A 13415-nucleotide genomic window follows, 5' to 3' on the forward strand; every position below is an offset into this window, starting at 1 on the left:
GGCCCGCGTCGCCGCACCAGCCCGTCGACGACCTCCCCCACCTGTCCGACCAGGAGTACACCCTGGTCACCCGCACCCGCCCGGCACTCGTGCGCACGGTCATGGCAGGCCTGGCGGAACGGTTTCCCCCGATGCGGGACTACAGCCGCGCCCAACACGACCGCACCGCCGAGGACATCGCCCACATCGTCCACTTCCTGGCCACCGCCCTCTACCTCGACCGGGCCGACCTGTTCACCGGGTTCCTGGCATGGACGGCACGCATCCTGGACGCGCGCGGCGTGCCCGCCCACTCACTCGTCCCGGCGCTGGACCTCCTGCGCGCCGAGCTCAAGGACTTCCCCCGCACCACCCGAATGATCGACCAGGCGACGGACCACCTGACCGGTGCAGGCCCCGTCCACCGCACCGACACCAGGAACCCCGCATGATGCCGCCCTACGGGTCCGCCCCGTCCCCGTTCACCCTGACACCCGCCCCCACCCCGAGCTCCAGGAGCGTCCGGGTACGGGCGGAGGGCTACCTGGACTACGACACCTGCGACGACTTCCTGGTCACCGCCACCCGGTACCTCGACCAGATCCCCGCCCCGGACGTACTGCACCTGGACTGCTCCGGGATCGACGGCCTCGACTCCATGGGCCTGGCCGCACTCCTGATGCTCCACCGCCGCTGCACGGCCGCCCGCGTGACCCTGAACCTGGAACGCCTCCACCCCACGGTCGACCGGATCCTGCGCCTCACCGGCACCCTGGAACACCTCGCCCCCGGCAGCACGACGAGCAGAGCGACCACCCGCCCCGGAGACCAGGGGCGGCCCTCACCCGGACTCGACGGCGACGCCTGACCCCCGCCCGTACGGCTACAACGGCGTACGCATGAAGAACGCGGCCGTCCCCGTCACCGTGAACAGCCGCTCCACCACCGGCTGCAGAGCCCCCGCCAGGACGAGCCGGGCGTCCCTGGCCCGGTGGACACGCTGCGACTCCAGCAGCAGATGGAGCAACGAGGAGTCGGCGAACTCCAGACCAGAGAGGTCGAGCCAGGTCTCCGACGTGGCCGCCAGACACTCGTGATCCAGGGCCTGTTCCAGCGGCCACGTGCACCGCCACTCCATGCCGCCCACCGCCGTGACCAACGCCCTGCCGTCGGACAGCGCCAGCGAAACCGCCAGCTCACCACCGTCCGGAGACGCGGCCCGCCTGTCCCACACGGTCTCCGAGCCGCCCTGCTCGTCGGCCGTCGCGCTGCTGTTCATCGCTCTTTCCTCGGTGTCCGGGTGACGGGCGTGTACCCCCCGGCTGAACGATCAAGCGCGCGCTTCGACACCACCGCCCGCCCGAACCTCACTCCAGCCGCAGGGACACCACGATCGTCTTGCCCGGTCCATCACCGGCCGTCCACGGCCTGATCCGCGCGTCGACGGACAACCGCCGCACCAGCGACCAGCCGAAGCCACCCGGGACCAGCGGATCATGGGCGGCACTCGCCGGCAGCACCTCACTGTGATCGGCCACCTCCAGCCACAGATGCCCGTCCTCGACACCCGCGGCGAACTCACGCAGCCCGCCGCCGTGACGGTCCGCGTTGGAGATCAGCTCGGAGACGACCAGCAGCGCGTCGTTGACGCACCTCTCACCGGCCACACCGGCCAGCAGCCGGCCCACCTCCGCCCGCGCGTCCCGGGCCTTCAGCGGAGCGGCGATCCGAACGCAACGCCTCTCCGGCCCCGGACTCCGTACACCGACGGCCTCAGGACCGAACCCAGGAAGGCGGGAGCCCTCATCCACCGGAGACAACTCAGGAAGGCGGAAGTCCCCGTCCGCGGAAGAGAACTCAGGAAGGCGGGAGCCCCCGTCCGTCAGCTCGGACATCGGCCCACCTCGTCCTCTCCGTACAGAATCGTGCTCGCCCGGTCAACGAGGCCTGGCCTTCCCGGGTACCCGCTCCACGTCCCAAAATACCTACCGGACCGGCCGGCCCCCGCTCCCACGGCCAGGACCGACGCGTGCCCCCCGGCCGAACGCCGCCGGACACCGCAAGGAGTCACCGCCTCAGGCGGCATCCCCGGCACCGGTAATGGTGAAGGCCTCATAGGTGCCCGTCTCCCGCAACAGACGCTCCACCGTGGGAGCGAGCGGCCCCCGGACCTCCAGCAGCCCCCCGGCAGCGGTCTGCGCCCGCTGCGCGGACAGCAGGAAGTGCAGCAGCGCCGAGTCGCCGAAGAGAAGCCGCGACACATCGACGACCAGGGCCGGCGGCGGGTCCTCCACCAGCCTCGCGAGCGCCCGCTCCAGGACCTCGACGTCGTCCTGGTCGCACTCACCCGAGATGACCAGCGTGGTGCACCCGGGGGCGACCCGGGTGTCGAGCTGCAACGACGGAACCATGCCCGCATTCTGTCAGCCCCCGAACGGACCACACACACCACGGCGGCCGGCGCCCTCAGCGGACAACGGTGGCGCGACCAATCCCGTCAGCTCAGCTCAACGGCCCCGCGTCGCCCGCCGCACCCCGGGCCGCACGCAGAACAGCCGCACCGGCAGGGGTGAGCGTATGCAGAACAGAGGGCCCGTTACGGACGGTCGTCACGAGCCCCGCATCACGCAGCACGGTGGCATGCCTGCTGGCCGCGGACGCCGAAACCCCGGCGGCCCGGGCGATCTCCCCCGTAGTGGCACCACCGGCCGCCGCCTGCAGGGCGATGGCCCGGGCCCGCCCGAGCAGATCGGCCAGCGAACGCCCGGGGTCCTCGTCCCGCAGGGGACGAGCCGCAGGCTCATGGAGCAACGAGTACGCCTCCAGCCCCGCTTCAAGACCCTCCACCCCGGAGGACGGCGTCAAAAAGTCCGGGTAATAGGCGGCCCGGGGATACAGAGGCAACAGAACACCTCGCAGAGCCCGCTCCAACCCCCGCTCCCGCAGATCCCGCCGCGCCGCCCGATACCACCCGGCGTAGGCCCAGCGACCCCGGCTGGACTGCAGCCGGTGCATGCTCGCGGCGACCTCGAACAGCGGGTCGGGGGCGGGGGCGAGTCGGGTCCTGGCCAGATCCGCGTCGTTGAAGTGGATGCGGAGCATGCGGTTCCCCCAAGGAGTTCGGAACTCGCCCGCGACCCTAGGGAAACGCGATAAGGGTCCGATCGACGACACATAAACGAGCCTGCGCCGCCCACGGCAGACCGACGAAAGAAGCCCAGGTCAGAAGGCATCTGACCTGGGCTTCGCGCTGAGCCCCCTGTCGGATTCGAACCGACGACCTGCTGTTTACAAGACAGCCGCTCTGGGCCGGACTGAGCTAAGGAGGCAGGGTGCACGCCGGACGCGCGCCAGTAACGCCACAACTCTACACAGCCCCGCTCCCCCGCGGGCATGCATATCGGGCAGCCGTAACCTCCCACTCACCTGTTCGTTGAACGCACTGCAGTGCCATCCGAATATCGGACAGGGGGAGGGTCGTGGCCGAGGCCGCAGGGGGAAACAAGCTGATCCGCGTGACCGGAGCGGAGGCCAAGCGCATCAAGCGCGAGGCTCTTGGCGTGCCCGACCCGGTCAAGCATCGGCAGCGGGTGGCCGTGCCGATGCAGCGGCGGGCACCGGAGGCCGACACCCGCCAGCGTGTCTACCGGTACCGCTGCTACCCCACCCCTACCCAGGCCGAGCAGCTGATCAAGACCTTCGGTGCCTGCCGCTGGACGTACAACGAGGGCCTCGCCCTGCGGGACAAGGCATGGCGAGAGCACCGAGTGTCCTTCGGATACGCCGAGTCCTGCCGGGCTCTCACAGGCTGGCGAAATGCCGAGGGGGCGCAGTGGCTGCAGGAGGTTTCCTCGACCGTTCTCCAGCAGGCGCTCCGTCATCTCGACGCCGCTTTCGGACGGTTCTTCAGCGGCTCGAAGGAGTATCCGAAGCGGAAGAAGAAGGGGAGTTCCCGCGACTCCGCGATCTACGTCCGTACAGGCTTCCGTTGGGTGGAGGACCCGGATCAGCCGGGTACAGGGCTGATCGCGTTGGCCAAGCAGTCCGGACCGCTGCGTATCCGCTGGTCCCGTCCGCTTCCGGCGGGTGTGCGGCCGGTGAAGCTGACCGTGACCCGGGACCGGGCGGGCCGCTTCTTCGTCTCCGTGCTCGTCGAAGAGCGGATCGAGCCGCTGCCGCCCCTCTTCCTGCGGGACGGCGGTGCGCCGAAGGCGGTCGGTCTGGACCTCGGGCTGGCGGCGCTGGTCACGTTGGACGACGGGGAGAAGGTGGACCATCCCCGGTTACTCAAGAAATACGGGGCGAAGCTCGCGGATCTCCAGCGGAGTCTGCACCGTAAGAAGAGAGGATCGAGGAACAGAGAGAAGGCACGGCAGGAGATCGCCCGGCTGTATGCCCTGATCGGGGACGTCCGCAGGGACGCGCTGGACCAGCTCACCACCCGCCTCGTGCGCGAGAACCAAGTGCTCGTGGTGGAAGACCTGGCCGTCGCCTCCCTCGTACGGTCGCCCAAGGGCAAGGGCGGTCGGCGAAAGGCGGCGCTGAACCGGGCGATCCTGGATGCCTCGTGGGGCACCCTGCTGCGACTGCTGCAGTACAAGTGCGCGTGGTATGGGCGGACGCTGGTCCTCGTGGACCGGTTCTTTCCGTCGACGCGGCGGTGCTCGGCCTGCGGGGCGATCGGGCCGAAGCTGGATCTTGCCGTGCGTGGCTGGTCGTGCGGTGGGTGCGGCGCTGAGCACGACCGGGATGTGAACGCGGCGCGGAACCTGCGGGACGAGGGGATGCGCCTGTACGAGCTGGTGGCGTCGGCGCTGCCGCCTGGCCGAGCCATGCCCTCGATGATCAGGGCGTCAGAGATGCCTGATGTGGTGCTGACTGCGTAGCCGGCTCAGAGACGCTTGAGAACGTACGTACCGGACCGACGGGCCGTCGGCCGTGATGCCTGTGGAGTCCGTGTGAGACCGGCGGGGTGTCGCCCTCAGGGTGGTGTCCGGTCGGCAGTGGGTGTCGAAGCAGGAAGCCGCATAAACGTGGGCGGGTCAAAAGTTCGTTGCTCTGCCGTCCCTCACGTCCGCGAAGCATTTTTCGTGACCCAAGAGGTACTGACAGGACACATGAACGCCAGGTAGCGTCACCGCAGGTTCACTCAGTGGACCAGACCACTCCCTACTCGGATCGTCCGGCACGTTCCTGCCGGTTGAGGAGAAGATTCCGCATGGCCAGTGTCACGTTCGACAAGGCGTCCCGCGTCTACCCCGGCTCCACGAAGCCGGCCGTGGACCAGCTCGAGATCGACATCGCGGACGGTGAGTTCCTCGTCCTCGTCGGTCCCTCCGGTTGTGGCAAGTCGACCTCCCTGCGCATGCTCGCGGGTCTTGAGGACGTCAACGGCGGCGCGATCCGCATCGGTGACCGCGACGTCACGCACCTGCCGCCGAAGGACCGGGACATCGCCATGGTGTTCCAGAACTACGCGCTCTACCCGCACATGTCCGTCGCGGACAACATGGGCTTCGCGCTCAAGATCGCCGGTGTGAACAAGACCGAGATCCGGGCGAAGGTCGAAGAGGCCGCCAAGATGCTGGACCTCACCGAGTACCTGGACCGCAAGCCGAAGGCGCTCTCCGGTGGTCAGCGTCAGCGTGTGGCGATGGGCCGGGCCATCGTGCGTGAGCCGCAGGTCTTCCTCATGGACGAGCCGCTGTCGAACCTCGACGCCAAGCTCCGTGTCTCCACCCGTACGCAGATCGCCTCGCTGCAGCGCCGCCTCGGCATCACCACCGTGTACGTCACCCACGACCAGGTCGAGGCCCTCACCATGGGCGACCGGGTCGCGGTGCTGAAGGACGGGCTGCTCCAGCAGGTCGACTCGCCGCGCAACATGTACGACCGCCCGGCGAACCTCTTCGTCGCCGGCTTCATCGGCTCGCCCGCGATGAACCTCGTCGAGGTCCCGATCACCGACGGCGGCGTGAAGTTCGGCAACAGCGTGGTGCCGGTGTCGCGTGAGGCGCTCTCCGCCGCCGCGGACCGCGGGGACACCACCGTCACGGTCGGCATCCGGCCCGAGCACTTCGACATCGTCGAGCACGGCGGCGCCGCCGCGAAGTCTCTGACCAAGGACTCCTCGGACGAGCCGGCCGGTCTCGCCGTCTCCGTCAACGTCGTCGAGGAGCTCGGCGCCGACGGATTCGTCTACGGCTCCACGCAGGTCGGCGGCGAGCACAAGGACCTGGTCGTCCGCGTCGGCGGCCGTGCCGTCCCGGAGAAGGGCACCGAGCTGCACGTCGTCCCGCGCCCGGACGAGCTGCACGTCTTCGCGACCTCCACCGGCGAGCGGCTCACCAACTGACCCGCCTCCTGCCGTACGCACGGCCCCGCACATCCGGCAACGCCCGGCGGTGCGGGGCCGTTTGCGTGGTCCCGGCGGGTTTGGGTTTCGTTGCCGGGGCGCGTCAAATACCCCGGCACACAGGGCATTTCACCCTCGTTCGTCAACCTCGTATTCGAAAGGGCGCGTCGAACCATCCCCCGCGAGGGTGACGAATTGTCGCCAAGTCATCACTGGCCGCTACGCTCGCTGCGTGACCCATACCGCGCGCCGCATCGGCCGATCTCTCGCTCTCGTCCTGCCCGTCGTCATGGTTCTGTCCGGGACCCTCGCGGTCACCAGCGTTCCGTGGGCGGCGTCGGACAACGACTCCAAGCTGCTGGCCGCCTCCTCGGAGACCGTGTCCAAGCCCGCGAAGCCGCACGCCCCGCAGGACATCCTGCGCGAGAAGCTGCTCGTGGAGCTCCAGGAGAAGGACCCGGGCACCGCGCTCACGGGGCTCCAGCGCGCCGTCGAGCAGCGCCCGTCGCTCGCCCGCCACTGCATGTCGATCGCGAAGGCGCTCGGCAAGGCGGCCGTCGAGCAGTACGGCCCGACCCGTGCGCACCGCTTCTCCCGGCCGGTCTGCGACACCTCGTTCGCCTCCGGCGTCGCCCAGTTCAGCTGAGTCGTTCAGCTGAGCCCTGGAGGCTGAGCCCCGGAGGCTGAGCCCCGGAGGCTGAGTCCCGGGGGGCTGAGTCCCGGGAGGCGGTAGCGTCGAGCGCCGCCTCCCTTCGGCTGGCACCGCATATCGTGCCTGCCATGCATACGTATCCGACGCAGGCCGTGATCCTTGCCGGTGGCCAGGGGTCGCGGCTGCGGCCGTACACCGACGACCGCCCCAAGCCGATGGTCGAGATCCCCGGGACCGGGACTCCGATCATCGGCCATCAGCTGTCCTGGCTGGCCGCTGAGGGAGTCACCGACGCCGTGGTCTCCTGCGGGCATCTCGCCGAGGTGCTGCAGGAGTGGCTGGAGGCGGCCGTCCTGCCGCTCCGGGTCACCACCGTTGTGGAGACCGAACCGCTCGGGCGCGGCGGCGGGCTGAAGTACGCGGCCGAGCGCCTGCCCGACGCCGATCAGCCGTGGTACGCGACGAACGGTGACATCTGGACCCGTTTCTCCCTGCGGGAGATGGCCGCCTTCCACGCGGAGCGCGATGCCACCGCCACCCTCGCCCTCGCCCGGCCCCGGATCCCCTGGGGTGCTGTGGAGACGGACGCGTTCGGGCACATCACCGACTTCATCGAGTCGCCGCCCTCGCCGTATCTGATCAACGCCGGGGTGTACGTGTTCTCGCCGGCGTTCACGAAGCTGCTGCCGGACCGGGGCGACCATGAGCGGACCACGTTCCCGCGGCTCGCCCGGGAGCGCCGGCTGGCCGGGTATCCGCTGCCGCACGGGGCGTACTGGCGGGCCATCGACACCGCGAAGGACCTGACCGAGGCGGCCCGCGAGCTCGGCTCCCCCGCCGCCTGAGCGTCACCCACAGGCGCGCGCACGAAGCACGAAGAAGGGCGGGGGGGGGGGGGGGGGGGGGGCGGGGCTGGAAAGGGTGCCCTCGAACTCTGGGGTGTCGGGCGGGCTGAGACAACCCAGCCCGTCCGGCGATTGAGGACGTCTTTGGAGCCGGTCAGGGCGCCAGGCCCTCGCAGGGGCGGGCGTTGGCGGAGGTGCGGGGGAGGAGCGGGACGCCGTTCGCGCGCAGGACGTCGCGGACGTCCAGGATCAGGCTGAAGACCTCGTGGTTGCGGTCCTCGCCCTGCTCGTCCCACGCTCGCTGCTCGGCCTCGACGGCCATGCGGTCCTCCGCGAAGACCCGTTCGGTGAAGTGCCGGATGAACGGCCACGCCACGCTCAACGCGGCGGGAATCCTCGGCTTCTCGATCATGAGCAGCCCGTACGCGTGACAGACGCGCTGCTCCGCGTCCTCGGGGACGTACACCGCCCACAGGCGCAGCGCCGGGTGGTCGGCCTTCTCCGGGACCAGGTCCAGTGTCTGGTAGGGGTATGCGGTGCGGATGGTCATGACGTCGCTGGACGGCCGGCCGCCCAGGCCCTCGGCGGCGAGCAGACTCGCACTGCGGTTGCGCTTGCCCCCGGTGTGCGTGAACAGGTAGCGCGCCTCCACCGACGTCGGCCCGCTCTCGTAACCCAGCAGCTTCGGCTGGAGTTTGCCGACCACGCCCCGGTGCAGGAACTGGTGGTTCATGTCGAGCAGGTTCTCGTGCAGGAACGAGTAGTGGCAGCGCACGGTCCGGGAGAACGTCATCGTCCTGTACGCCGGTGAGGCGAAGGCCGGCACGTCCGGCAGCGGGGTGACCGCCGCCTTCTCCGGGTCGCCCGGGAAGACGAACACCAGGCCGTACGCCTCGCGGACCGGGTACGCGCGCACGCCGCGCGGCGGCCGGGCGTCGCCCTTGGCGAGGTAGGGGATCTGCGAGATGCGGCCGTCGCCGCGGTAGGCCCAGGCGTGGTAACAGCAGCGGAGCGTCTCGCCGTCCACGACGCCCATGCTCAGCGGCACCTGCCGGTGCGCGCACCGGTCCTCCAGCGCGTGGACGGCACCGCTCCGGGCGCGGTAGAGCGCGATGCGCTCCCCGGCGAACACAGCGGCGGCCACCCCTTCCTTCCGCACGCTCCGGGAGAGGGCGACCGGGTACCAGAAATCGGGGTGCGCCCCGATCCGCCGCAGGTCGGGCGGGGCGGGCAGCGGGTTCCTGTCCTCCCGGGGCCGACCGCGCGCGACCTTGTCCGAGCCGTTCTCGGTCATACCTCTCCCTCGTACGTGGACAGCCCCTTCCATCCTGTCCGCCGCCCGCGGACGAGCGCCTGCCCGGGGCGACCGGACGGGTGCTTTACCCGTCCGCGCAGGGGATCCCCGGGCCGGCTCGGCCCGCGGTCACCTCGGCGGCAGCGGCGGCCTGCGCAGGTCCGGGGCCGTGTCGTACGACGGGGGTGTCGACGCCGGGTGGGCGGCCAGGAGGTCCAGGGCCAGGCGGACCGCGTCGTCCAGGACCGCGTAGCGGCCCTCCGCCCAGTCCAGGGGGGTGCGCAGGGCTTCCACGTCCGGTTCGACGCCGTGGTTCTCCACCGACCAGCCGTACGTGTCGAACCAGGCGGCGTTCATCGGGACCGTGATCACCGTGCCGTCGCCCAGCCGGTGGCGGCCGGTCATGCCGACCACGCCGCCCCAGGTGCGCTGGCCCACCACCGGGCCCAGCTTCAGCAGCCGGAACGCGGCGGTGATCATGTCGCCGTCGGAGGAGGTCGCCTCGTCGGCCAGGGCGACGACCGGGCCGCGTGGTGCGTTGGACGCGTAGCTCACCGCCTGGGCGTTGCGGGTCAGGTCCCAGCCGAGGATCTTGCGGGTGAGCTTCTCCACGACCAGTTCGCTGATGTGGCCGCCCGCGTTGCCCCGGACGTCCACGATCAGGGCGGGTCGGGAGACCTCCAGACGCAGGTCCCGGTTGAACTGGGCCCAGCCCGAGCCGCCCATGTCCGGGATGTGCAGGTAGCCGCACTTGCCGCCGCTCAACTCCCGTACGACATCACGGCGTTTGGCCACCCAGTCCTGGTAGCGCAGCGGGCGTTCGTCCACCAGGGGCATGATCGCCACCCGACGGGAGGGGCCGCCGCCCGATGGGGAGAACGTCAGTTCCACTGTTGTGCCGCCGGCCGCCGTCAGCAGCGGGTACGGGCCCGCCACCGGGTCCACCGGGCGGCCGTCCACGTGGGTCAGGACCGCGCCCTCCCTGATCCCCGTACCCGCCAGCGGTGAACGTGCCTTGGAGTCCGAGGAGTCGCCGGGCAGGATGCGCTGGATCGTCCAAGCCCCTTCCCTGCACACCAGGTTGGCGCCCAGCAGGCCGATCGCCCGCTGGTAGTGCGGCGGGCCCTCGTTGCGGCGGGCGGGGGAGACGTACGCGTGCGAGGTGCCCAGCTCGCCCAGCACCTCGCGCAGCAGATCCGCGAACTCGTCCGGGGACGCGACTCGTTCGACCAGGGGGCGGTACTGGTCCAGTACGCCGTCCCAGTCGATGCCGCACATGTCCGGCTCCCAGAAGTAGGAGCGGATGATGCGGCCCGCCTCGCCGTACGCCTGCCGCCACTCCGCCCCCGGGTCGACCTCGTGCAGGATGCGGCGCAGGTCCAGGAAGACCGTGGAGTCGCCGTCGCCGGGCTCGGTGGCGGGGACGGCGCGCAGTTCGCCGTCGTCCATCACGACGAGGCGCGAGCAGTCGCCGCTGACCGCGAACCAGTCGAGGTGGTCGACCAGTTCTGTCTTCCGGGCCTTCGCGATGTTGAAGTGCTCCAGGGTCGGCCGCCCCGACATGTCGGCCGGGTTGGCGAACGTCTCGCCCAGCGCCCCGGAGATCGGCCAGCGCAGCCAGACCAGGCCGCCGCCGCTCACGGGGGCGAGCGCCGAGTATTTGGAGGCGGAGACCGGGAACGGCGTCACCCGGCTCTCCAGGCCCTCGAACTCGACCATGACCGTCGACCCCTCCGACGTACCCCCGTCCGGTACGTCCACCGGGTCCAGGCCGCCCGCCGCCGGGCGCCCGTCGGGCGAGAGGGCGAAGGGGGAGGGGGTCGCGGAGGAGAGCGGGACCAGGTACGGGCGGCAGCCGAGGGGGAAGGACAGGTCGCCGGTGTGGACGTCGTACACCGGGTCGAAGCCGCGCCAGGAGAGGAACGCGAGGTAGCGGCCGTCGTCCGTGAAGACCGGGTTCTCGTCCTCGAAGCGGCCGTTGGTGACGTCCACGATCACCGGCGCGCCGGGGCCGGAGATCCGGGCCAGCTTGATCTGCCGCAGCGAGCGGCCGACGCCCGGGTGCGACCAGGTCAGCCAGTCGCCGTCGGGGGAGAAGGCGAGGTCGCGCACGGGCCCGTTGACCGAGCGGATCAGCTCGGTGAGGCCGGGGTGCTCGTCGACCGGGGCCGCGCTGTCCGGGGTGGCCGCCCCGGTGGCCGCGTGGAGGTCGGCCCGGGTCGAGCCGCTCGGCGCCTTCTCCTCGGGCCCCAGGGGCTCCTCGGGCTCCAGGGGCTCCGCCTCCGGCTCGGCCGTGTCCAGGAGCAGCAGGCGGCCGTCGTTCGACGCGATGGCGAGGCGTTCGCCCTCCGGGTCGGAGATCATCTCCTGCACCCGGCCCAGCTGCCCGGTGGCCAGCCTGCGCGGCGGCCGGTCGCCGCTGGCGCGCGGCAGATAGGCGATCTCGACCGCGTCCGGGCCGTCCGCGTCGGTGACGTACGCGACCTGCCCGCCGCTGCCGAGCATCTCCGGCAGCCGCACCCGTACGCCCGGGGTGTCGGCGATGGTGCGGGCGGGGCCGTCGCGGTGGGTGAGCCAGTAGAGGCTGCCGCGTACGGTGACGGCGCTGGCCCGGCCCGTCTCGTCGACGGAGAGCGAGTCGACGTTGCTGGCGGCCGGTACCTGGTGGACGCGCCGGCCGGTGCGCGGGCCCCCGAGACGTACCTCCAGCTTGCGCGGGGTGGCGTCGGGTGACTCCAGGTCCTCGACCAGCCACAGGTCGCCGGCGCACTGGTAGATCACCCGGTGGCCGTCGCTGGAGGCGTTACGGGCGTAGAAGGCGTCGTGGTCGGTGTGCCGGCGCAGGTCGGTTCCGTCCGTCCGGCAGGAGTAGAGGTTGCCGACGCCCTGGTGGTCGGAGAGGAACGCGATGCGGCGGCCGACGAACATCGGGTTGGCGAGGTGCCCGTCGATGTCCGGGAGCAGCCGTTCCCCGTGCAGCCACAGGCGGCCCATGGCCCCGCCCCGGTAACGCTTCCAGGCGGCCGGTTCGTGCGGGGGCGTGCCGGTGAGCAGCAGGGTGCGACGCTCGCCGTCGATGTCCGCGACCGCGATGTCGGAGACCGGGCCCCAGGGGAGCCTGCCGCCGGGGCCCCCGTCGGTGGGGACGCTGTAGGCCCAGGAGAAGTACGAGAACGGCTGGTTGTGCGAGGACACGGCGAGGATGTGGCTGGAGTCGGCCGGATCGGGGGTCCAGCCGCAGACCCGGGCGTCCGTCGACCCCCAGTGGGTGAGCCGGCGGGCCGGGCCGCCGGCCACCGGGGCGAGGTGGATCTCGGGGTCCAGGGTGCGCCAGGTCGTGTAGGCGATGGAGTCGCCGTCGGGCGAGAAGCGTGGGTGGCTCACCCGGGTCCGGTCGACGGTCACCCGCCAGGCCCGTCCCGGCCGGTGCCCCGCGGCGGCCAGGGGGGCGACCCAGAGGTCGTCCTCGGCCGCGAAGCACAGCAAGTCCTGGTGGAGGTGCGGGAAACGGAGATACGCGACGTCGTCACTCACCCCCCAATGTTTTCGGTGCGCGGGGCCCGGGGCAACTTGTGGTGCAGGACACAAGCGAAACGATTTCGTTTCGCTGGAGGGTGGGGGTACGGTTCAGGTGTACGAAACAGTTTCGTTCGATGCTGAGCGGGACATCGGACCGGAAGCGGAAGCGGAACCGAAGGAGGTCGGCACATGGCACGCACCAGGCTGACTCCCGAGCGTGAGGGCGAGCTCTACGAGGCCGTCCTCGACCTGCTCCGCGAGGTCGGTTACGACGCCCTGACCATGGACGCCGTCGCCGCCCGTACCCGTTCGAGCAAGGCCACCCTCTACCGCCAGTGGGGCTCCAAGCCCGAGCTGGTCGCGAGGGCGCTCCGGCACAACAAGCCGGGCGACCTGTCGGACATCGACACCGGCTCGCTGCGCGGTGACTTCCATGCCGTGCTGAGCCGGACCGACGACTGCCAGATGGAGAAGGACGCCGCGCTGATGCGGGGTCTCAGCCATGCCGTCCACGAGCACCCCGAGCTGCTCCAGGCCCTGCGCGAGCTGCTGATCGAACCGGAGGTGACCGGCTTCGACCAGATGCTGCAACGGGCGATGGACCGGGGCGAGCTGCGCCCGGACAACCCGGCGTTGAAGTACATCCCGCACATGCTGGTCGGCGCGCTGGCCGCCCGGCAGCTGATCGAGGACCGCCCTGTCGACCAGGCGTTCCTCATGGATTACGTGGACTCCGTGGTTCTCCCCGCCCTCGGCGTCTGACGTCCCCGC

Annotated in this window: 12 protein-coding genes, 1 tRNA gene and 1 pseudogene; 7 read left to right on the forward strand and 7 right to left on the reverse strand. The window is 70.9% G+C overall.

What is annotated here, in order from left to right; genetic code table 11:
- Positions 1-431, forward strand: a pseudogene (locus JS521_RS27320) (cobalamin-binding protein); the annotation flags it as partial.
- Positions 428-847: an STAS domain-containing protein gene (locus JS521_RS27325; protein ID WP_205085628.1), complete on the forward strand. Its 420-nt coding sequence runs from the start codon at positions 428-430 to the stop codon at positions 845-847. The pseudogene JS521_RS27320 and the gene JS521_RS27325, both read left to right, overlap by 4 nt.
- Before the next feature lie 15 nt (positions 848-862).
- Here the strand turns inward: JS521_RS27325 and JS521_RS36875 are convergent, their stop codons facing one another.
- The 5 genes from JS521_RS36875 to JS521_RS27350 form a co-directional block, all read right to left on the reverse strand.
- Positions 863-1258 (reverse strand): STAS domain-containing protein, encoded by a 396-nt coding sequence (locus JS521_RS36875; RefSeq protein ID WP_239487902.1) that lies wholly within the window; start codon positions 1256-1258, stop codon positions 863-865.
- An 88-nt stretch (positions 1259-1346) separates the two neighbouring features.
- Positions 1347-1874 carry an ATP-binding protein gene (locus JS521_RS27335; RefSeq protein ID WP_239487903.1) on the reverse strand — a complete coding sequence of 176 codons (528 nt, stop codon included), beginning with the start codon at positions 1872-1874 and terminating at the stop codon, positions 1347-1349.
- A 180-nt stretch (positions 1875-2054) separates the two neighbouring features.
- Positions 2055-2390 carry an STAS domain-containing protein gene (locus tag JS521_RS27340; RefSeq protein WP_205085629.1) on the reverse strand — a complete coding sequence of 112 codons (336 nt, stop codon included), beginning with the start codon at positions 2388-2390 and terminating at the stop codon, positions 2055-2057.
- A gap of 91 nt (positions 2391-2481) precedes the next feature.
- Entirely contained in the window at positions 2482-3081 is a 600-nt protein-coding gene (locus tag JS521_RS27345) for a MarR family transcriptional regulator (protein WP_205085630.1), read from the reverse strand.
- Positions 3082-3232: 151 nt separating this feature from the next.
- Positions 3233-3308, reverse strand: a tRNA-Thr gene (locus tag JS521_RS27350).
- Positions 3309-3458: 150 nt separating this feature from the next.
- On the opposite strand from JS521_RS27350, the gene JS521_RS27355 reads away from it, so the two are divergent.
- The 4 genes from JS521_RS27355 to JS521_RS27370 all read left to right on the forward strand — a co-directional run bounded on the left by JS521_RS27355 (position 3459) and on the right by JS521_RS27370 (position 7831).
- Positions 3459-4865, forward strand: coding sequence for an RNA-guided endonuclease InsQ/TnpB family protein (locus JS521_RS27355; protein ID WP_205085631.1), 1407 nt, complete (start codon positions 3459-3461; stop codon positions 4863-4865).
- Between the two features lie 332 nt (positions 4866-5197).
- Positions 5198-6334: an ABC transporter ATP-binding protein gene (locus tag JS521_RS27360; RefSeq protein ID WP_205085632.1), complete on the forward strand. Its 1137-nt coding sequence runs from the start codon at positions 5198-5200 to the stop codon at positions 6332-6334.
- Positions 6335-6566: 232 nt separating this feature from the next.
- Positions 6567-6980: a hypothetical protein gene (locus JS521_RS27365; protein ID WP_205085633.1), complete on the forward strand. Its 414-nt coding sequence runs from the start codon at positions 6567-6569 to the stop codon at positions 6978-6980.
- 134 nt (positions 6981-7114) lie between these two features.
- On the forward strand, positions 7115-7831 hold the full coding sequence (locus JS521_RS27370; RefSeq protein ID WP_205085634.1) for a nucleotidyltransferase family protein: 717 nt from the start codon (positions 7115-7117) through the stop codon (positions 7829-7831).
- A 154-nt stretch (positions 7832-7985) separates the two neighbouring features.
- Here the strand turns inward: JS521_RS27370 and JS521_RS27375 are convergent, their stop codons facing one another.
- Both JS521_RS27375 and JS521_RS27380 read right to left on the reverse strand, forming a co-directional pair.
- Positions 7986-9125: a Rieske 2Fe-2S domain-containing protein gene (locus JS521_RS27375; protein ID WP_205085636.1), complete on the reverse strand. Its 1140-nt coding sequence runs from the start codon at positions 9123-9125 to the stop codon at positions 7986-7988.
- A gap of 129 nt (positions 9126-9254) precedes the next feature.
- Entirely contained in the window at positions 9255-12659 is a 3405-nt protein-coding gene (locus tag JS521_RS27380; protein WP_205085637.1) for a S41 family peptidase, read from the reverse strand.
- Between the two features lie 174 nt (positions 12660-12833).
- On the opposite strand from JS521_RS27380, the gene JS521_RS27385 reads away from it, so the two are divergent.
- Entirely contained in the window at positions 12834-13406 is a 573-nt protein-coding gene (locus tag JS521_RS27385; protein ID WP_205085638.1) for a TetR/AcrR family transcriptional regulator, read from the forward strand.
- Positions 13407-13415 lie beyond the last annotated feature (9 nt).

This window comes from Streptomyces durocortorensis, from assembly GCF_016901035.1.
Classification (GTDB): Bacteria; Actinomycetota; Actinomycetes; order Streptomycetales; family Streptomycetaceae; genus Streptomyces; species Streptomyces durocortorensis.